Consider the following 18,520-nt stretch of genomic DNA (forward strand, 5'->3'; position numbering starts at 1 on the left):
CCCACATCCGCCTCCATAGCCCCGAAAAGCCTCAAGACTGTGCACACGGAACTGTCGCTGAAAAAGGCTCATTGATCCACTGACCCTTTTTCATCATCCTGGGGTGATGGTGATCACGGAGTGATCGCGATGCTGACGTTCGGCCGGTGAAACGAAGAAGCCCCTGTTAGACGGCTTGATCACCACAATCTCGACGTCCGAACAGCCGCCGCCCGATGCCCTACGGCGAATTGGTCATACCGCAGGTGGATCGATTACGGTTCCGCTTTCGCGCGCCAGTGCGCCAGGTACTTGCGAGTGGCCGCGGTGTCGGGGTGGTCGGGGCCCAGGAGGCGTTCGCGGCGCAGGAGCAGGTCGCCGACCAGGTCTTGGGCTGTTGCGGGGTCGCCGGCCTCACCGGTCCATCGCGCCATTTCGACGCGCGCGAGCAACGTGGTGTGGTGGTCGGGGCCGAAGAGCCTTTCGTAGGTAAGAAGCAGGTCGGTGAACAGGTTGCGGGCCGTTGCGGCGTCGCCGGCCCGGCCGGTCCAATGCGCCAGGACGCCGTGCGCGATCAGGGTGTCGTGGTGGTCGGGGCCATGGAGGCGTTCGTGGTGCAGGAGCAGGCCGCCGGCCAGGGCGCGGGCTTTGGCGGTGTCGCCGGCTTCGCCGGTCCACTGCACCAAGTTGTTGCGCACCCCCAAGGTGATGGGGTGGTCGGGGCCAAGGACGCGTTCGTAGCAGGGGACCAGGTCGCTGAACTGGTCGCGGGCTGTTGCGGCGTCCCCAACTCGGCCGGTGCAACGCGCCAGGTTGTTCCGCGCTGCCAAGGTGACGATGTGGTCGGAGCCCAGAACCCGGGTGCAGCGGGGGAGCATGTCGGTGAAGATCTCGCGGGCCCCGGCGGCGTCGCCGCCCTCACTGATCCAGTGGCCGAGGTCGTTGCGGGTGGTCAGAGTTTCCACATGGTCAGGGCCCAGCACGTTCAACTCGTCGAACAGCAGGCCGCCGAAGGCCTTCACCGCCTCGGCGGGCGCGCCGGCCTCCCCTTGCCAGTTGGCGAGTTCGTGCCGAACGACCAGTACGTCGTGGTGTGCAGGGTCGAGCGTGCCGTGCATGTCGTTCAGGATTTCCTGTAGGTGCTCCACGGCCAGGTCGGGCCGACCTGCCTCACCCACCTCGACCGCTTGGGCGACACGGTCGTTGAAGGATTCGACTCCGTCACGGTCGTCGAGGCCGTCCGGGGCCGACGTGCCGTCGCAGAGCCCCTGCTGTGGGGAGTGACGAGGCGACGCAGGCCTGGGGCGGTCGTTGCGGCGGTACGGGACACCGGGCAGATTGGGCAAGTCGTCGGCCAGGGCGCCGGTGAGGGCCTCAACGGCGTTGGCGTGATGGACGGCACCGGCCAGACGCAGCAACCGCGACATCGCGGTCAGCGCCTGATGGGTGGCGGTGTCGTCGAAGGCCGAGTCCTCGAACTCATGGGCGTAGGTATTACCGACCGTGCGCAGCCGTGAGGTCAGCGGTAGCCCTGACCGTGTTAAAGCACTGCGGAAGATCTGGCGCTCCTCGGTGATCACCCGGAGCAGAAAGCGCGGGTCGCTCAGACTGGAGGAGCGCCTCCCGGGCCCGAGGCGCTCGTTGTCGCGCCGCCGCTTGTCCTGAACCCAATCGCGCCCCCGAGCGGCGGACATCGTCTGCTCCACGAAGGGACGCAGCCCTGCCTGCAACTGCTGCAGCCCTTGGCCGATGAGTTCCCGGTTGCCCATGGCGGCCCCCCTAGGGTGATCTCGACGAGGATGCCGCCGTCTGCCCCGCGGCACAACAGGCCGCCACCCACCACCGATACGCGGCATGTGCGCGGCACATGCTGATGGTCGGCGCGCGCTGCGAGCACTGCGGCAAGCAACCCCGGGTCAGCCGCGCAGGAGTTCCGTGGCGGGACGTACTGCCGACTCTGGGGCGCCGGGCTCGCCGCGTTGCGGCTTTCGCCACCTGTTGACAGATGGGCTGAGCTGCTACTTTCACAAGCAGCTCTTTGTACAAGTGAATGCTTGTACAACGAAGAGGGGGCCGGGACGATGACCGGAGCCACCAGCACGCGGGCCGAGGACTACACCGCGGTCCTGAACCTGCCCGCCGACCCCGCCACCGTGTCGGCGCTGTTCACCTCCGCCGCCGGCGTCAGCCGCTGGTGGGGTCCGACCGAGGGCGGTGGATGGCCGATGCGCGCCGCATGGCCGAGGCCATCACCGAGTTCCACAAGGCGATCGGCCACGCGTACGCCAGGTTCACGGTCTCACTTGAGGCCAATCAACACATGTGGCGTTGGAAATGACCGTTGTCGATGTCACTCCGGAACAAGTCATCGCCGCCGCGCAGGGGTTCGCGCGAGCGCAGAACGATCTGGAGACCGTGTGGACGCGGCTGCAGGGCGCGCTGGATGCCGAGGCGGGGATGGCCGGCAACGACCAGCCCGCCCAGGCCTTCGCCACCAAATACGATCCGGGCGTCGAGGCGGCCTGGCGCGTGTTCGGCAAGGCCTTCACCATCATCGGCGGGATCGTGATCGGGCTGACGCAGTCCGTCAACAACCACCTCCAGGCCGACCGCCGCTCCAAGATCCGTGGTCCCCGCACCCCGCGCCGCTACCCGGCGCCGGGTGTCGCCGACGGCATGTCGATGGCCCCGCCCGACTCGGCGGTCGGCCCCGGCCACTCGCTGCTGCCGGGGCCACTCCGGGTCGAGGGCGCCGTCCTCGCCGCGCCGTCCGGTCGCCGACGTCCTGGACGTCGCGCCGCCCGTCCCGGTCGGTGAGGCGCGTGAGGCCCTCCCCCCGGCCATCATCCGGGGGGAGGGCCTCACGGTGCCGGCGTCTTGACCGTCCCGCTCCGCGGGTTCCACGGCGCCACGCGTCCATCGCGAACGTGTGCCGTTCAGGGATGCCGGTGCTTCCACATGCGGCGGTAGAGGCCGTCCTGCTGGACGAGCTCGGCGTGGGTGCCGCGTTGGACGATCTCCCCGTGGTCGAGGACGGCGATCTCGTCGACGTCCTCCAGCCCGTCCAGGTCGTGGGTGATGAGCAGGGTGGCGCGCCCGCGGGTGGCGCGGAGCAGGTCGGCCGTCAGGGCGGCGCGGGCGTCCGGGTCGAGGTGGGCGGTCGGCTCGTCGAGGACCAGCAGCGCCGGGTCGGCCAGCAGCGCGCGGGCCAGGGCGAGCCGCTGCCGCTCGCCGCCCGACATGGCCGCGCCGTGCGTCCCCACGTGCGTGTCCCAGCCCTGTGGCAGGGACTCGATCCATGGCAGTAGCCGGGCTGCGGCCGCGGCGGCGCGCAGGTCGTCCTCGCTCGCCCGCGGAGCAGCGAGCCGCAGGTTCTCCCGGAGCGTGCTGTCGAAGACGTGCGGGTTCTGCGGGCAGCCGCCGATCAGCCGCCGGACGTCGCCGGGGCTGTGGGCCGTCATGTCCCGGCCGTTCAGCGTGACGGTTCCACGCTGGGGGTCCAGGAAGCGCAGCAGGACGGCCGCGACCGTGCTCTTGCCCGCTCCGCTCGGGCCGACGAGCGCGACGCGACGGCCCGGCTCCAGGTCGAGGTCGACACCGTCCAGTGCCCAGGCCTCGCCCGGTCCGTACCTGGCCCCGACGCCGCGCAGCCGGACGGTGACGGGCGGTTCGGGCGGCGGTAGCGGGCGGGACGGCCGCCGGATGGGGTCGGGCGCGTCGAGCACGGCAGTGATTCGCCGGGCGGACGAGCCGGTCTCGGCCAGCCGCGCCGCTGCCGCGGGCAGTGCCGCGACCGCCTCGAACGCCGCGAGCGCGGTCAGGGTGAGGGCTGCGAGCGGGACCCGGCCGAGTGCGCCGTCCCGGACCGCCGACACCCCGAGCAGCAGGACCGCCCAGACGGTGAGGCCGCTGACGGCGGTGGCCAGGCCCGCGCCGAGCGCCTGGACGGACGCGTTGCGCCGCTCGTGCGCGGCCAGGTCGGTGTCGGCTGCGGCCACGGCCGCGACCGCGCGTCCCTGCGCGCCGAAGGCGATCAGGTCGGCGGCGCCGGAGAAGGCGTCCACGACGCGCGTGGTGAGCTCCCCCCGGGCGGTGGCGGCCCGGCGCGCGGCGCGGCGCGCGAGCGGCACCGAGCACAGCGGGACGATCACGCCCGCGACGAGCAGCCCGGCGGCCAGCGCGCCCGCGGCCGGGGCGAGCAGGAACGCGCAGGCGGTCACCGCCCCCGCACCGGCGAGCGCGGCCGACGCGACCGGGATGACGCCGCGGACGAACAGGTCCTGGGTGGTGTCGACATCGGAGACCAGCCGGGCGAGCAGGTCGCCGGACCGGAAGTCGCGCAGCCCCGCCGGAGCGATCCGGGCCAGCCTCCCGTAGATCCGCACCCGGACGTCGCCCAGCACGCGGAACGCGACGTCGTGCGAGGTCAGCCGTTCGGCGTAGCGGAGCGCCCCGCGGCTCACGCCGAGAGCGCGCACGGCGACGACGGCGATGGTCAGCGCGGTGACGCTCGGATGCTCGGCGGCCCTGGCGATCAGCCAGCCCGACACGCCGAGCAGCGCGATCCCGGCGATGGTCGTGCCCGCCCCCGCCGCGGCCGCCAGCAGCAGCCTGCCGCGCATCGGCCGGGCGAACGCCAGCAGCCGCGGTACCGGCGTGCGCCGGGCGTTCGCCAGGGCGTTCACGACGCCACCGCCAGCGGTGCGGCGTCCGCCGCCGGCCGGATCTGCAGCCGTCCGGCGTCGAGGGCGGCGATACGGTCGGCGGCGGCGGTCCAGGAGTGGTCGTGGGTGACGAGGACGACGGTCCGGCCGGCCATGAGCCGCTCGACCGCCGCCCGGATCCCGTGGGCGCTCTCCGCGTCGAGGTGGGCGGTCGGCTCGTCCAGCAGGAGCAGCGGGGCGTCCCGCAGGAACGCGCGGGCCAGGGCGATGCGCTGGCGCTGCCCGCTGGACAGCCGGGAGCCGCGTTCGCCGACCGGGGTGGCGAAGCCGTGCGGCAGCGCGGTGATGAAGCCGGTGGCGCCCGCGAGCCGTGCGGCGCGCCGGACGGCCTCGTCGCCGGCGCCGGGATCGGCGAGCCGGATGTTGTCGGCCACGCTCCCGGCGAACAGGTACGGGTCCTGCGGCACCCAGGAGATCCGCTCGCGCCACTCCTCCGCGGGCACGTCCGCGAACCCGGTGTGTCCCGCGGATGGGTCGACGAAGCGCAGCAGCAGGCCTAGCAGGGTGCTCTTCCCCGACCCGCTCGGGCCGACGACGACGAGCCGCTCGCCCGGCCGGACCGCCAGTGTGACCTCGGACAACGCGGGCCGGTCGCGCCCCGGATAGCGCACCGTCACGCCGTCCAGCAGCACCCGCGCATCGTCGCGGTCGCGTGGCGCGGACGGCCGCGCCGGCACGGGGATCTCCAGGATCTCGAAGGCCCGCTGCGCGGCGGTGACGCCCTCCATGCTCGCGTGGAACTGCGCGCCGACGCCCCGCAGCGGCAGATACGCCTCCGGCGCGAGGAGCAGCACCAGCAGCGCGGTCTCGTAGGGCATGCCGCCGTCCAGCAGCCGCAGGCCGACCTCGACGGCGACGAGGGCCACCGCCAGCGTGGCCAGCAGTTCCAGGACCAGGGCCGACAGGAACGCCACGCGCAGCGTCCGCATGGTCGCCCGCCGATGCGCGTCGGTCACGTCCCGGATGACCGCCGCCTGCGCCTTGGCGCGGCCGAACACCTTCAGCGTGGGCAGTCCTTCCACCACGTCCAGGAAGTGCCCGCCGAGGCGCTCCAGCAGCCGCCACTGGCATTCGGTGCGGGAGCGGGTGTGCAGCCCCACGAGCGCCATGAACACCGGGATGAGCGGCAGCGTCGCCGCGATGACTCCGGCCGACACCGGGTCGGCTCCGCCGATCACGGCGAGTACGGCAAGCGGGACGATGCAGGCGAGCACCAGCTGGGGCAGGTAGCGGGCGAAGTAGGCGTCCAGGGCGTCCAGCCCCCGCGTGGCCAGGGTCGCCAGCTCTCCGGGGGTGCGGGCGTCCCCGGCGTCCGGGCTCGCGGCGTCCGGTTGTGCTCCGCCGGGTGCGGGCCCGAGGCGCAGGACGTGCTCCACGAGCGCGCGGCGCAACTGGGACTTGGCGGTGGAGGCGGAGCGCAGGGCCATCGTCTCGCCGCCGTAAGTGACCGCGCCGCGTGCGGCCGCCACGGCCAGTAGAGCGAGGAACGCGGGCATGAGCGCGCGGGTGCCCTGCCCCGTGAACGCGCCGGCCAGGATGTGGGCGAGCAGGACGGCCTGGGCGAGCACGAGCCCGGTGGTGACCAGTCCGAGTACGACCGCGCCCGCGAGGTAGGCCCGTACCGCGCGCGCGTGGCGGAGCAGCCGCGGATCCAGGGGCTTCACCGTGCGGCCTCGGCGGGGGCGATGGACCGGCGGGTGAGGCGCTTGCGGAACACCCAGTACGTCCAGGCCTGGTAGGCGAGCACGACCGGCGTGAACACCACCGCCACCCACGTCATGACGTGGAGGGTGTAGCCGGAGGAGGACGCATTGTGCACGGTGAGGCTGAAGGCGCCGGCGGTCGAGGAGGGCATCACGTCCGGCCACAGGTTTCCGAACAGCGTCACCACCGTGGCGACGATCGCGATCGCGGTGCCGGCGAACGCGATCCCCTCCCGCTGCCGCAACGCCGCGGCGATCCCGCCGACCAGTGCGGCGGCTGCGGCGGCCGCGCTGAACCAGGTGAGCGGCCTTCCGTAGGCGATCTGCGTGACGGCCAGGAAGACGGCCGCGACGGCGGTGATCGGCAGCCACATCCGCGCGATGAAGTCCCGCGCCCGCCACCGCACCTCACCGTCGCTCTTCAGCGCCAGGAACACCGCACCGTGCAGCGCGAACACCGCCAGCGTGGTGAGCCCGCCCAGCAGCCCGTACGGGTTGAGCAGGGTGAACAGGTTCCCGGTGAAGTGGTGCTCGGCGTTGATCGGGACGCCGCGGACGATGTTGGCGAACGCCACCCCCCACAGCAGCGCCGGAACCGCCGAACCCCAGAAGATCGCGCGGTCCCAGTTGCGCCGCCACCGGTCACTGTCGATCTTCCCGCGGTACTCGAACGCCACCCCGCGCACGATCAGCGCCACCAGGATCAGCAGCAGCGGCAGGTAGAAACCGCTGAACAGCGTGGCGTACCACTCGGGGAAGGCCGCGAAGGTCGCGCCGCCGGCTGTCAGCAGCCAGACCTCGTTGCCGTCCCAGACCGGGCCGATCGTGTTGATCATCACGCGGCGGTCGATCTCGCTGTGCCCGTCGCGGCGCGGGGCCAGCAACGGCAGCAGCAGGCCGACCCCGAAGTCGAACCCCTCCAGGACGAAATAGCCGGTCCACAACACCCCGATCAGGATGAACCAGACGGTGGTCAGTTCCATGAGTCTCTCTCCGGATTCGGTACGGGATCGGTCAGGGCGCGAGCCGCGCTCAGTAGGAGAAGGCGGGCATGGGCTCGTCGGCCTGCGGCGTCTCGCCCTCCGGCGGCGGTCCCTGCCGGACGTACCGGACCATGAGCACGCCGGCCACCACCGCCAGCGCCGCGTACAGCACCGTGAACACGCCCAGCGAAGTGATCACCTCGGCGGTGCCGACGTCCGGCGACACCCCGTCCCGGGTGCGCAGCACGCCCGCCACGACCCACGGCTGGCGGCCCATCTCCGTGAAGATCCACCCCATCGAGTTGGCCAGGAACGGCAGGGCGATCGAGGCGAGCGCCGCCCGGTGGAACCAGCGCCCGCCCGGCATGCGGCCGCGGCGGGTGAGCCAGAGCCCGGCCAGCGACAGCAGCATGGCGAGCCCACCGAATCCGATCATGAAGCGGAAGCTCCAGTAGGTGACCGGCACGACCGGCCTATAGTCCCCCGGCCCGTGCTCCGCCTCGTACCTGCGCTGCACGTCGTTGATGCCGTCGACCCTGCCGTCGGGATCCCCGGTCGCCATGAACGACAGCACGTGCGGCACCCGCACGCTCCACAGCTCCTCGCCGCCGTCGAGGGACCCCACGGTGAACAGCGAGAACGACGCGGGCGCGGAGCTGTCGTAGAGGGCTTCGGCGACGGCCATCTTCATCGGCTGCTGCCGGGTCATGATCCGCGCCTGCAGATCACCGGACACGGTCACCCCGATGCCGGCGAGCAGGGAGACCACCAGGCCGGCCCGCAGCGCCCGCCGGAACAGCGCGGCCTCCCGCCCGCGCAGCAGATGCCAGGCGCTGATGCCGACGACGAACACCCCGCCGGTGAGGAACGCGCCGGACAGCACGTGCGGGTAGGTCACCAGGGTGGTGGAGTTGGTCAGCACCTTCCCGATGCTGGTGAGCTCGGCGCGGTGCGTCACAGGGTTGATCTTGTAGCCGACCGGGTGCTGCATCCAGGAGTTGGCCGCCAGGATGAAGTAGGCGGACAGGTTGGTACCGATCGCCGCCAGCCAGATGGTCGCCAGGTGCAGCCGCGGCGACAGTCTGTCCCACCCGAAGATCCACAGGCCGAGGAAGGTGGACTCCAGGAAGAACGCCAGCAGGCCCTCCATGGCCAGCGGCGCCCCGAAGACGTCACCGACGAACCGCGAGTAGTCCGACCAGTTCATGCCGAACTGGAACTCCTGCACGATCCCCGTGACCACCCCCATCGCGAAGTTGATCAGGAACAGCTTCCCGAAGAACTTCGTCATGCGGAGGTAGACCGGGTCCTTCTTCAGGTGCCAGGCGGTCTGCATGCCCGCGACCAGGATCGACAACCCGATGGTGAGCGGGACGAAGATGAAGTGGTAGACGGTCGTTATCCCGAACTGCCATCGGGCCAGATCCAGCGCGTTCACGGGCTCCCCAGCGTTGCTGACGACGATGATGCCGAGGGCTTCCTCTCTCACCGCAGCGGCGGACCAAGTCCACCACTGGCCGCATCGGCCCAGACAGGGCCGAAGGTCCGTTCCGCCCAGGGACCTCCGTCTACCCGCAGCCGCCCTCCCCGCCCTTAGCCTCGATCCACCGATGGTGATTCGAGGTCGATCTTTCGGCCGTTTCGGACGGACGGTCGAGTTATCGACTGCCTGCGGGCAGGGGTGATCGGCTGGTCTGCCCAGCTCTTCCACGTGTGCGGTTCCGGTCGGACCCTGGTGGGTGACGCAGGCGGCCCGGAACCTGGTCATGGACCTGGAGGACGCCGGCTGCCGGGCACGTTTCCTGATCCGCGACCGCGACGGCAAATTCCCCGACCTGTTCGACGCCGTCCTGGCCGATGCCGGTACCCAGACGGTGCTGACCGGGGTGCGGATGCCGAGGATGAACGCGGTGATGGAGCGGTGGGTGCAGACCTGCCGCCGTGAACTCCTCGACCGGACTCTGGTCTGGAACCAGCGGCACGTGCTCCACGCCCTCTGCGAGTTCGAAACCTTCTACAACGAGCATCGGCCTCATCAGGGCATCGCCAACGCACGCCCGCTGAAGCCGCTGCCTTCAGCGATCACCGAACCGAACCAGATCGCTCACCTGAACATCCGAAGAAGGCAACGGCTGGGAGGGATCATCAACGAGTACGAACATGCCGCTTGACCTGCGCGGACGAGGTTTTCGGCAGGGACAGGTCCAGAACTCGTGGATCAGCCGCATCGAGTCCGGCATTGACGCTGATCCACTGCCCCGCATCTCGGAGGGGACGGCCGAGTGCATGACGGTGACGTAGACGGACGCATCCCGGCGTCAGGTATCCCACCATTGCCCCGCCGGCAGACATCGGGTGCCTGCCGGCGCGGAGCACGCACTGGGGCGGCTGCAGGCGGCGTTCCACGGCGCTGGTCCTGCACGTCGGCTGGGATGCCGGGTCCCGTGTTCGCCTCTCGCGGCCCCGGACGACGTCGCCTGCGTCCGCGCTGAACCTGCCGACAGCGTCGGCGACCCGGCCGCGCTGCGCGTCCCGCGAGCCCGCTCGATCATCGGATGCTGGACTTCGCAGCGGCCGCCGCCCGACCCGCCGAGTTGAGCTCGCCGAGACGAACCACTACGAACCGGGAAGGCCCGGACTTGCCCAAGCAGGAGAGTCTGAGCCTTCCCGCTCGCCAGCCGTCAGGCGGCCGTGAGGACGATCCGGGTCCGCAGCACGGCCCGTATCTCGCACGTGGCCGAGGACACCGTCCGCACCAGCCGCTCGCGGACCCGCGAATCGATCGCCATCGCCCACCGCTGCCCCTGCTCGTCGCCCTCCACGGCCAACGATCAGGGCGGGCCGCTGCCGCGCCCGGCAGGTGGGCGTCTCCGGGTGGAGGTCCCCGGCCAGTCCGGTCGCGGAGAGTCCGGGCGGGCGCCCCGCCGGACCTCAGCGCTTGAGCAGGAAGAGCAGCATGGCGGCGGTGGTGAAGGCGACGAGGATGCAGAACATCACGTAGGCCATCAGCGCGACGGCCGCCAGCACGAGGGCGGCGAACGCGACGATCGAGATGACGGCGAGGCCGGCGCTGCCGACGACGACGGCCGAGACGTTGGCGGCGGCGCCGTGCGCGAGGGCCGCCATCGACGCGCCCGCCGGTCTCTTCGGGGCGGGCAGCAGCACGGACAGGGTGGCGAGCGCCCCGAACGCGGCCAGGCCCGCCGGCGTCGCGAAGAACCGCAGGACGGTCCACAGCACCGACACCGGCCACTGCAGCGGCCAGGTGTGGACCGCGTCGTGGAGCCAGTGCGTCTTCACCGCGAAAGGCCCGGCGGCGACGGCGGGCGCGTGCGCGTAGACCTGCCCCCAGACCACCAGCACGGCGAGCACGGCGGCGAACAGGATCGCGCGCCCGGCGCGGCCGGGCGGCATGACGTCCTCGCGCATCAGCAAGACCATGAGGAGCGGGTAGCCGATCATCACGGCGATGCCGAGCAGCAGCACCAGCAGGTACAGCGGGTACAGGAACGTCACGAGGACGATATTGTGCTCCATCCCGATCCGCGGGATCGCGTAGCCGAAGGCCAGGTCGGCGAACACCGGAACCCAGACGACCAGGCCCACGGCGGCCGCGGCGGCACGCGCCTTGTGGGGCAGCGCCATCGCGGCCCACACCACGAGCGCGCCGCCGCCGAGGAGGCAGAGCACCAGGACGGCGGCGAGCCAGCCGGGCGGGGTGTTGGCGTCGTTGTCGCTCTGGCACCGGTCGCCGCCGGAGTCGAAACAGGCGAAGAAGGCCCTGCGGTTGGCGGTGGCGTCGCCGCGGATCCAGCGCTTGTCCACTGACTCGTACCGGACACTGAGCTTGAAGTCCTTGGAGAACCGGTCGCCGGCGAGGAGGACGCGAAAGGTCTCGTCGCCGTCGACGCGGTCCAGGCGGAACGCGAACGTGCCGTCCTTGCCCGTCCTGTTAGTCGCGAGGTGTTCCCATTCGCCGCCGAATATCCCGGTCTCCCGGAACAGCGAGACGTCCCAGCCGGAGCGGGCGCCCGGGAACCGGCCGCTGATCGTGACGGGCTCGCGGTTGGTGGGGCGGGCCGGACTCGCCCGCAGGGACGGCCCGTCGGCGCGCGCGGGCGGCGCGTCCGCACGCGCGGGTGTAGCGGGGGCGTGCAGGATGAGACCGCACAGGGCGGCGGCCACGGCCACCAGCACCGCTGCGAGACGTCGGACGCGGCCCGGCACCGGGCAGGGGACGGTCGGCTGGCGCATGCGGCTCCTCACGTTGGTCCCGGCGGGTCGCGCGGGTCCCTGTCGGAAAGCCCCACCGGCTCCAGGCCGAGGGCCCGCTCCAGGTCCGCGGCGGAGTGCTCCCGCAGGTAGGCGGCGAACTTGTCCTTGACCTGGTCCATGTATCCGCAGGCGGTCCTTTCGGTGATGAACAGGCGGCGCGCGATGGCGCGGAACGACTCGCCGCGCGCCCGCCCCGCCAGCACCTCCCGCTCCCGGGGCGACAGGCCGGGCAGCCGCCCGCGCCGTTCGGCCAGCTCCGCCAGCCCGGTGAGGGCCTGCGTGATGACGATCCGCCCGGCCGCGACCTCGGCGGCGGCGTCGGCGAGCGCGGGCAGCGGCTCGGCCTTGTGCACGACCCCGCGCGCCCCCGCGTTCAGGCAAGCGACCAGGACGGCGCGGCGCCGCTCGTTGGTGTAGACGAGAACGCGCCACCCGTCCGCCGCCAGCGCCGCCACCGCTCCGGGCCCCTGGAGCACCGGACCGGTGCCGGTACCGGTCAGCGTGAGGTCCAGCAGCACGACCTCCGCCCGGGGACGGACGGCCAGGAACTCGGCCACGTCCCGGCACGCGGCCACCACGTCCAGGCCCGGGACCAACACCCGCAGGCCGTCCCGGATGAGGGTGTCGTCGTCGATCGCCGCCACCCGCACGCGCCGCCTTCCCGTCATGAAGCCGCCTCCCCCGTGCCCGGCCCGGCGCCGTCCGCCGCCTGGGGCCGGGCGGCGCCGGGCGGGGCGCCGCCGGGCAGGGGACCGCGCAGCGTGACGCGCGCCCCGTCGCCCGGAACCGAATGCACGTGCGTCGAGATCCCGTGCACGGCCAGGGCCTGCTCGACCTGGACGCGCAGCCCGAACCCGCGCGGGGTCGTCCCCGGATCGAATCCGCGGCCGTCGTCGGTGACGGTCACCTCCCACTCCCCTTCGTCGATGTCGGCGTCGGCGTGCACGACGACGTTGGCGGCGTCCGCATGCACCCGCACGTTCGCGAGCAGGGTCGCGACGGCCGCGCGGACGGCCCCGGCCGCCGCGTCCGGCAGGTGCACGCCCTCGGCAAGGTCCACGCTGGTCTCGACCGGCAGGTCCCGGTATTCGGCGACCGCGTCACGCACCGCCCAGACCAGCGACGGGCCGCCGCGGCGAGCATCGGCCGCGGGCGCCGCACCGTCCACCCGATCGCCTGCGGAGCCGCTCGCCGTGCCGCCCGCGAAAGCACCCGCAGGGTCGCCCGCCGTGTCGTCCAGGAACGCGCGTACCCGGTTGGCCAGCGCCATCGCCTGCGCGCGCAACGGCCCGTTCAGCTCGTCGGGGACACCGCCGTCCGCGAAGAGCCGCAGCACGCTGACGTTGTCGTGCAGCAGCAGCCGCTGCCGTTCCCGCTCGCGCAGCCGCGCCGCGTCCGCCGCCGCCCGCGCCGCCTCCAGCCGGGCGCGCTCGGCGTCGGCGGCCAACCGCCGCAGGTACCCGACCATCAGCCGGGCCAGCACCGCGAACCCGGCATAGGCGAACGCGTTGCCGAGCACGGTCGCCGCCGCCGACCCGTCCGCCGCGCCCGGCAGGGTCGCGGCCAGGTAGCACCCGGCGAGCACGGCGACCGCCACCGCGATGTGCCGCCGCCGGGTGAAGACGACCGCCACCCCCACCGCGCTGCTCAACGTGCAGGCGAACCCCCACGCCGTCCAGCTCCCCGTGCGGTCGGAGGCGGCGGTGAACAACGGCTGGGCCAGCAGCACCGCGCCCGCCGCCACCGTGTCGGCCCACCCCCAGCGGCGGTCGCGGTAGGCCCGCGCGCGCACCGCTGCCGCGCCGACCGCGCCCGACTCGGCCAGGTACCCGCCCAGCACGACCAGCAGGATCACCGGCGAGGTCGCCCGCCGCAGGGCGACCGGGGACGCGACCGCGAACTGCGCCAGGTCCACCGCCCGCACGCCCACGAAGACCGCCACCGCGCACAGCTCCACGCCCGCCGGGGTCGTGGGCAGCGCGGGCGGCCGCAGCCCGCCGATCAACTTCATGGCCGCATGATCCCGGGCCCGGCGGGGGCGCCACCACCCGGTGTTTCCCGGGGATGACGCGCTCGCGGTGCGTGTGCGATCTTTGAACTGCCGGCCACCGCGCACGCGAGGCTCCCTGGCCCGGCGTCAGGAGGGACGGGGACGTTGTCGGACTTCGATGACCTGGTGTCGGCCGAACGCCGCAGGTTCGACGAGCAGGCGGCGGCGCAGGCCGCGCAGCGGGAGGACCGGCTCCGCAGCGAGCCGCCCAGGTGGCAGCAGGCCGTCGCGCGGGTCCAGGACGTCCTCGCGGCGTCGGTCCGCCACCTCCAGGACGCGGGCGTGCCGCCCGAACCGGTGCTGGAGTGGCGCAATCCGTGGCAGCGGTTCCAGACGTACGGCTTCGAGTCCGTCGGACGCGTGGTGACCATCGGTCACCGCTGGCCGCTCGGGCCGTTCGCCCTGGACGCCCAGGCCCGCGTCTACAAGCCGCGGCGCTCGGAGCGGTTGGAGACCGGGCACGTCAACACGTGGGCGTCCCACACCATGAACAAGAAGCGGCGCAAGGCGCGGCTCCGCACGGGGCTGGCGCCCGACCAGCAGGTGATGTGGGGTTCGGCGGACGACCTGGTCGCCCTCGACCCGGCCGAGGGCGCCAGGTCCGGCCGCATCTTCTGCTTCGGCATCGCCGGCGACGGCACCCCGCTGCTGGTTTCGGGCGACTCCGACCTGCCGGACCAACCTCTGGAGCCCTATCTGGCGAAGACCGTCGCCGCCCGCATCTCCGCGAACGCAAGCCGGTAGCGGACGGCGGACGGTCCGCCGGGTGGTTCCGGCGGACCGACCTGTCGAGATGGGCGGGGATCAGCCGTCCGCGTCCGGGGACGGCAGGTGGCGGCCGAGCACTTCGGCCGGGGTGAGGATCTTCTTCCCACCCGGGTAGGTCTTGGTGAAGCCGTGCGTCTCGTACCAGGTGAAGTGGTCCATCTGGTCCGGGTCGGCGACGTCGGGCTTCGGGTTCTGCGTGTTCTGCTGCTGCTTCTTCCACGTGTACTGACTGCCCTGGTCGCTGTCATGGATCACCCCGGGGGCGGGTCGGCGGTTCGCCGTCTCCAGCGCCTTGAGTGCCGGTTCTGTGCGCATGTGGTCGGCCATCGCCCAGCCCACGATCCGCGGGGAGAACAATCCAGCGCCACCGCCAGATACAACCAGCCCTCGCCGGTCGGAACGTGCGTGATGTCGGCCGTCCAGACCCGATCGGGTCCGGGTGCGGTGAAGTCGCGGACGACCAGATCACCCGCGGGGGACAACTGAGGGGGCCCGGCGGGTCAGCCCCCGGCGGCGCCGGCGCACACCCTCGAGCCGGGCGGTGCGCATCAGACGAGCCACCTGCTTGCGCCCGACGGGCACTCCGAACCGCAGCCGCAGTTCGGCATGGACGCGCGGGGCGCCGTAGGTCCGGCGAGACCTGGCCTGGATCTTGGCGATCGTCTCGGTCAGCGCCCGGTCCTGCCTGCCCGGCGGGACGGGCCGCGCTGCTTCCAGGCGTAGTAGCCCTGGCGCGTGCCGTACATCGGCTGACTCCGACTGCAGAAGTCTCAGCAGGATCTGGAGCAGAGCGGCCTGGTTGTGGGCCAGGCCGATCATCGGAGTCACCACAGGCACTGCGCACAGGCGGCCCCTTTCGTTCCGGTACTCCGCCCTGAGCATGACGCATGACTATTCTTGTCGGCCTCTGTAGACCTGGGATGCCTCAATATATGCCCAAGCTCACGTCCAGGTATTACGTGAATTTCGTTTTTCAACTGGCTGTGTAAGAACTTTGGTGACAACCTCAAGTCGAACGAAAATGGGGGCCTACCCGGATTGCTTCCTGGGCAGTGCATTTCCTGGCCCGAGTACGGCGATCGGTGCTACGGTGGCAGGCTATGCAGGGGGCGCCTTTGGCAGTAGAATCGCCGGATTCTTTGCGACGCGGTTCAGATGGTAAAGCATAGAGGGGTGACCAGGGTGACGGTCGGGGCGAGCATCCTTCCGGAAGGTGGTACCGGCGCCTTCTGGATAGTTGTTGCCGCTCTTGGTGGTGGTTCAATTCTGGGATTCGTGCAGCATGCGTGCGCATTGAAGATGTGGCGTACGCACACCTTCCTTGATGCTTACTTTGATCGGCGGCGCAGGAAGCTCGTCGACGCCTACCTTGGTGGCGGAGGAGGGAAGCTAGAAGACAGTGCCCTGTTCACTCAGTTTCCTGCTGCGGTCGGCTGTGGCCTTTGGTTCGCTGGGGCGCTGTTTCTTCAATACTCGGCTAGTAGGAATATCGGGCTTCTTGGGTGGTTGGGCGTCATTTGTTGGTCGGCCGGGTTTATTCCTATCTTCATTGTGTGGCGCCGTTCGCAAGTCGGTCCGCCTGAGCGCATTAAGCCTCAATGGTTGATAGAAGAAGAACGGAGGCGGGAGTTGGCTGGGGAAATCATGCGATACGGGGGAGGGTGGGTTCGAACTCGCAGCCAAAAATGAGAGAAGCGAGACTGTGCCTCCATCAATACTATCAATTAGCCTAGATGTTCGGCGGAGCGAAGGCCGGCAGCGACGGCCCGGCCAGTGCAAGGCCCAGTCGATCTCCCGGTGCCGTCGGCTCAACACGCTACCCCCACGGCCCGCCACGCGGGGTCCCCGCCCGGCGAACCGGTGCGCGACGATCTGCACATTGATCCGGCCAGCCAGCTCGGCCACGGCGGGGCCCACCCCCCGCGCCGAACAGGGGCGCCGCCACGCGGGCCGGCGTCCAGCACCGACCACCAGCCGCGTCGCCCCCACGCCTCGCGCGAGGTCCGCCAAGGCCGCGGCCACGTCCTCCCTAACCACCAGATGAAAAGTGCCCCCGGCACGCTCAACCAGGACCTGCTGCCGCTGGGCCTCCCGCGGCCAAGCCGCATCGGCCAGCCGCTCGCTGCGAGCCGCGGCGCCGGGCTGATGCTGCTGTTGCGCGTCACCGATGCCCGCGCGGCGTTCTTCTCCGAAGAGACCGGGATCGACTGGAACGTCGTCTTCTTGCTGCTGGGCATGATGGTGATCGTCTCGGTGCTGCGGCAGACCGGGGTGTTCGAGTACGTGGTGATCTGGGCCGCGAAACGCGCGCGCGGCAAGCCGTACCGCCTCATGGTGATGCTGGTGGTCATCACCATGGGCGCGTCGGCGCTGCTGGACAACGAGTGGGCCTGGTTATGGCCTTACCGGAGCGCGACGAATAGAATGCTATTCGCTGTGTTGTGTCAACATTTCAGGGGACGTGCGTCTGCAGGAGAGTGAATGGAGTCGGAGACCCTACCCGTCTGGGTGCCGCTCGGCTGTGCGCTGGTCTCGATCGCCTGCTTCACCCTGCATCGCAGGATCTCATCGGGAAAGATCTCGGAAAGATACAAGGAGTATCTTTTCTTGGAAAGTTCGATGGACGGTGGGCGCGGGACAGGCCTAGGGGGCAACTGCCTTGCTGTGGCATTCGGGTTCTGGGCGCTGGGTGGCTTCTTCTCCTATGCTCCTCTTGAGTCGCTCATCGAACCGGTCGTGATGGGTTGCTTCATCGCTGGCTTCGCATCGGTTCTTCCGCTCGTCTATTGGCGATCATTTGGTTATCCGGAAAGCGTGAAGCCCGACTGGTATAAGGCGCGGGAGGCCGCGAGAAGGGGGGGTGCGGCCAATATTGCATCCACCGCTGAGGTCGATGACATGGTCTTGGCGGGTGCGGCGGGATGGGAGCCGCTGGAGGCCGTTCTGCCGGGGGATGCTTCCGGCGGACGACCCGCCGAATACCATGACAGCGGCACCGCCTGTCTCGAGGTGGCTGGATATCGCTTGGTCCCTCTCGTGCTGGAGATCGGGTCCGATGCCGCCGATCTTCTGTGGGCCTGGGCCGGGCTATCCCCGACGGCGGTCAATGACTGGTTGGCGTTCGTTTCTCCTGGACATACCTCAGCGCGTGTGGTGCTTGATGACCGTGAATTGGCGGACGGGGCGCCGTTGGCGGTGCGTTACGTTCGGATCGAGGCGCGCGGCTCGTGGCGCGTCACGGTCCAGACGGTGGACGATCTACCGACCTTCGAGGCCGCGGTCGGCGGCGGAGGTCTTGAGGTTCTCCGTTATGTGGGCCCGCCGGGCATTGCGGTGTTCTGGCAGGACGACGGAGCCCCCTTTTCTCTCAAACTGCGTGACTCTGTTCTTGGACGGCGGCCGGGGCCGAAGCAGATCCTGTGCGAGGCGCCGGGGGAGAAGGGGCGGGTGGCGCTGTCCAGCGGTTCTGTCTTGGAGATCGGCTCCGGAGCGGCGTCCTGGCACATTCAGGTGAGCCCGCTGACGCCGAGCGAGGACGTGGTCACCGGGGCGGGGGCAGCCCTGGAAGGACCTGGACTGGACGAGATTCGGACGTTCGACACGGCCGTCCGCGGCGACCGGGCGGAAGTCCTCCTCTATACCGGCGAGTTGGCGCGGTTGCGAGTAGAGCACCGTGGTGACGGCCCGTTCGGCATCGACCGGTTGAGTTCGTCCCTCGCCATCGTACGTGAAGTACTCTCGACGACTGGCGTCTATCAGGGGGAAATCGAGATGCTCCGACACACCCTCATCCAGATCCGCGGCGGCACCGGTGCCTGGTCCCTACGACGGACCGCCTCGGGCACCTCGGGGGATCGTTCGTGAGAATTCTGGGTCCCTGGGCACCGGGCGTGAACGTCATGTCCGGCTCGGTGCCGCCCGGCTCAGGGCTCGGCTGGGACCTGCCTGAGGAGCTGGAGGGGCCTCACGTGAAAGGCGACACGCCGCCATCCCCGATCGCATGGTGAACGGGCGGGTGCGGTCTGGCGCGGGCCGCGC

17 protein-coding genes are annotated in these 18,520 nt (G+C 70.9%); 6 read left to right on the plus strand and 11 right to left on the minus strand.

Annotation, left to right across the window (positions count from 1 at the left end):
• Nucleotides 1–254 precede the first annotated feature (254 nt).
• Entirely contained in the window at nt 255–1,748 is a 1,494-nt protein-coding gene (locus ABT299_RS13080) for a tetratricopeptide repeat protein (protein ID WP_500250855.1), read from the minus strand.
• Between the two features lie 565 nt (nt 1,749–2,313).
• On the opposite strand from ABT299_RS13080, the gene ABT299_RS13085 reads away from it, so the two are divergent.
• Entirely contained in the window at nt 2,314–2,796 is a 483-nt protein-coding gene (locus ABT299_RS13085; protein WP_500250856.1) for a hypothetical protein, read from the plus strand.
• Nucleotides 2,797–2,915: 119 nt separating this feature from the next.
• Here the strand turns inward: ABT299_RS13085 and cydC are convergent, their stop codons facing one another.
• Genes cydC through ABT299_RS13105 form a run of 4 tightly spaced genes read right to left on the minus strand, consistent with a single transcriptional unit; the run spans nt 2,916 to nt 8,827 of the window.
• A complete protein-coding gene (gene cydC, locus ABT299_RS13090) occupies nt 2,916–4,664 on the minus strand; it encodes a thiol reductant ABC exporter subunit CydC (protein WP_500250857.1) in 1,749 nt (582 codons plus the stop codon).
• Nucleotides 4,661–6,367 carry a thiol reductant ABC exporter subunit CydD gene (cydD, locus tag ABT299_RS13095; protein WP_500250858.1) on the minus strand — a complete coding sequence of 569 codons (1,707 nt, stop codon included), beginning with the start codon at nt 6,365–6,367 and terminating at the stop codon, nt 4,661–4,663. Before cydD ends, cydC begins: the two co-directional genes overlap by 4 nt.
• On the minus strand, nt 6,364–7,389 hold the full coding sequence (cydB, locus tag ABT299_RS13100) for a cytochrome d ubiquinol oxidase subunit II (RefSeq protein ID WP_500250859.1): 1,026 nt from the start codon (nt 7,387–7,389) through the stop codon (nt 6,364–6,366). The genes cydD and cydB overlap by 4 nt, the downstream gene beginning before the upstream one ends.
• Nucleotides 7,390–7,438: 49 nt before the next feature.
• Nucleotides 7,439–8,827 carry a cytochrome ubiquinol oxidase subunit I gene (locus ABT299_RS13105; RefSeq protein ID WP_500250934.1) on the minus strand — a complete coding sequence of 463 codons (1,389 nt, stop codon included), beginning with the start codon at nt 8,825–8,827 and terminating at the stop codon, nt 7,439–7,441.
• 328 nt (nt 8,828–9,155) lie between these two features.
• Here ABT299_RS13105 and ABT299_RS13110 point away from each other — a divergent pair, with 328 nt between their 5' ends.
• The gene (locus ABT299_RS13110; protein ID WP_500250860.1) at nt 9,156–9,560 is read left to right on the plus strand and encodes an integrase core domain-containing protein; all 405 of its coding nucleotides are present in this window, start codon (nt 9,156–9,158) and stop codon (nt 9,558–9,560) included.
• A gap of 510 nt (nt 9,561–10,070) precedes the next feature.
• On the opposite strand, the gene ABT299_RS13115 is transcribed toward ABT299_RS13110, so the two are convergent.
• The 4 genes from ABT299_RS13115 to ABT299_RS13130 form a co-directional block, all read right to left on the minus strand.
• The gene (locus ABT299_RS13115) at nt 10,071–10,211 is read right to left on the minus strand and encodes a hypothetical protein (RefSeq protein ID WP_500250861.1); all 141 of its coding nucleotides are present in this window, start codon (nt 10,209–10,211) and stop codon (nt 10,071–10,073) included.
• Between the two features lie 109 nt (nt 10,212–10,320).
• Entirely contained in the window at nt 10,321–11,643 is a 1,323-nt protein-coding gene (locus ABT299_RS13120) for a hypothetical protein (RefSeq protein WP_500250862.1), read from the minus strand.
• Between the two features lie 8 nt (nt 11,644–11,651).
• Nucleotides 11,652–12,332 carry a LuxR C-terminal-related transcriptional regulator gene (locus ABT299_RS13125; protein WP_500250863.1) on the minus strand — a complete coding sequence of 227 codons (681 nt, stop codon included), beginning with the start codon at nt 12,330–12,332 and terminating at the stop codon, nt 11,652–11,654.
• Nucleotides 12,329–13,675 (minus strand): ATP-binding protein, encoded by a 1,347-nt coding sequence (locus ABT299_RS13130; protein ID WP_500250864.1) that lies wholly within the window; start codon nt 13,673–13,675, stop codon nt 12,329–12,331. Before ABT299_RS13130 ends, ABT299_RS13125 begins: the two co-directional genes overlap by 4 nt.
• 144 nt (nt 13,676–13,819) lie before the next feature.
• On the opposite strand from ABT299_RS13130, the gene ABT299_RS13135 reads away from it, so the two are divergent.
• On the plus strand, nt 13,820–14,458 hold the full coding sequence (locus ABT299_RS13135; RefSeq protein WP_500250865.1) for a hypothetical protein: 639 nt from the start codon (nt 13,820–13,822) through the stop codon (nt 14,456–14,458).
• Nucleotides 14,459–14,518: 60 nt separating this feature from the next.
• Here ABT299_RS13135 and ABT299_RS13140 read toward each other — a convergent pair whose 3' ends face one another.
• Together ABT299_RS13140 and ABT299_RS13145 are read right to left on the minus strand one after the other, a co-directional pair.
• Nucleotides 14,519–14,797: a hypothetical protein gene (locus ABT299_RS13140; RefSeq protein ID WP_500250866.1), complete on the minus strand. Its 279-nt coding sequence runs from the start codon at nt 14,795–14,797 to the stop codon at nt 14,519–14,521.
• Nucleotides 14,798–14,947: 150 nt separating this feature from the next.
• Nucleotides 14,948–15,301: a helix-turn-helix domain-containing protein gene (locus ABT299_RS13145; protein ID WP_500250867.1), complete on the minus strand. Its 354-nt coding sequence runs from the start codon at nt 15,299–15,301 to the stop codon at nt 14,948–14,950.
• A gap of 354 nt (nt 15,302–15,655) precedes the next feature.
• Here ABT299_RS13145 and ABT299_RS13150 point away from each other — a divergent pair, with 354 nt between their 5' ends.
• From ABT299_RS13150 to ABT299_RS13160, 3 genes are all read left to right on the plus strand, one after another.
• Nucleotides 15,656–16,171 (plus strand): hypothetical protein, encoded by a 516-nt coding sequence (locus ABT299_RS13150; RefSeq protein WP_500250868.1) that lies wholly within the window; start codon nt 15,656–15,658, stop codon nt 16,169–16,171.
• Between the two features lie 171 nt (nt 16,172–16,342).
• On the plus strand, nt 16,343–16,963 hold the full coding sequence (locus ABT299_RS13155; protein WP_500250869.1) for an ArsB/NhaD family transporter: 621 nt from the start codon (nt 16,343–16,345) through the stop codon (nt 16,961–16,963).
• Nucleotides 16,964–18,346, plus strand: coding sequence for a hypothetical protein (locus ABT299_RS13160; protein WP_500250870.1), 1,383 nt, complete (start codon nt 16,964–16,966; stop codon nt 18,344–18,346).
• The last annotated feature ends 174 nt before the right edge of the window (nt 18,347–18,520 follow it).

Origin of the sequence: Spirillospora sp. NPDC000708, assembly GCF_040299565.1 — a bacterium.
In the GTDB taxonomy this organism is placed as follows: domain Bacteria; phylum Actinomycetota; class Actinomycetes; order Streptosporangiales; family Streptosporangiaceae; genus Spirillospora.

Coding starts and splice junctions, on each gene's coding strand:
- ABT299_RS13080 (WP_500250855.1), bottom strand. CDS start 1,748: ATGGGCAACCGGGAACTCATCGGCCAAGGGCTGCAGCAGTTGCAGGCA.
- ABT299_RS13085 (WP_500250856.1), top strand. CDS start 2,314: ATGACCGTTGTCGATGTCACTCCGGAACAAGTCATCGCCGCCGCGCAG.
- cydB (WP_500250859.1), bottom strand. CDS start 7,389: ATGGAACTGACCACCGTCTGGTTCATCCTGATCGGGGTGTTGTGGACC.
- ABT299_RS13110 (WP_500250860.1), top strand. CDS start 9,156: ATGGACCTGGAGGACGCCGGCTGCCGGGCACGTTTCCTGATCCGCGAC.
- ABT299_RS13120 (WP_500250862.1), bottom strand. CDS start 11,643: ATGCGCCAGCCGACCGTCCCCTGCCCGGTGCCGGGCCGCGTCCGACGT.
- ABT299_RS13125 (WP_500250863.1), bottom strand. CDS start 12,332: ATGACGGGAAGGCGGCGCGTGCGGGTGGCGGCGATCGACGACGACACC.
- ABT299_RS13130 (WP_500250864.1), bottom strand. CDS start 13,675: ATGAAGTTGATCGGCGGGCTGCGGCCGCCCGCGCTGCCCACGACCCCG.
- ABT299_RS13140 (WP_500250866.1), bottom strand. CDS start 14,797: ATGCGCACAGAACCGGCACTCAAGGCGCTGGAGACGGCGAACCGCCGA.
- ABT299_RS13145 (WP_500250867.1), bottom strand. CDS start 15,301: ATGATCGGCCTGGCCCACAACCAGGCCGCTCTGCTCCAGATCCTGCTG.
- ABT299_RS13160 (WP_500250870.1), top strand. CDS start 16,964: ATGGAGTCGGAGACCCTACCCGTCTGGGTGCCGCTCGGCTGTGCGCTG.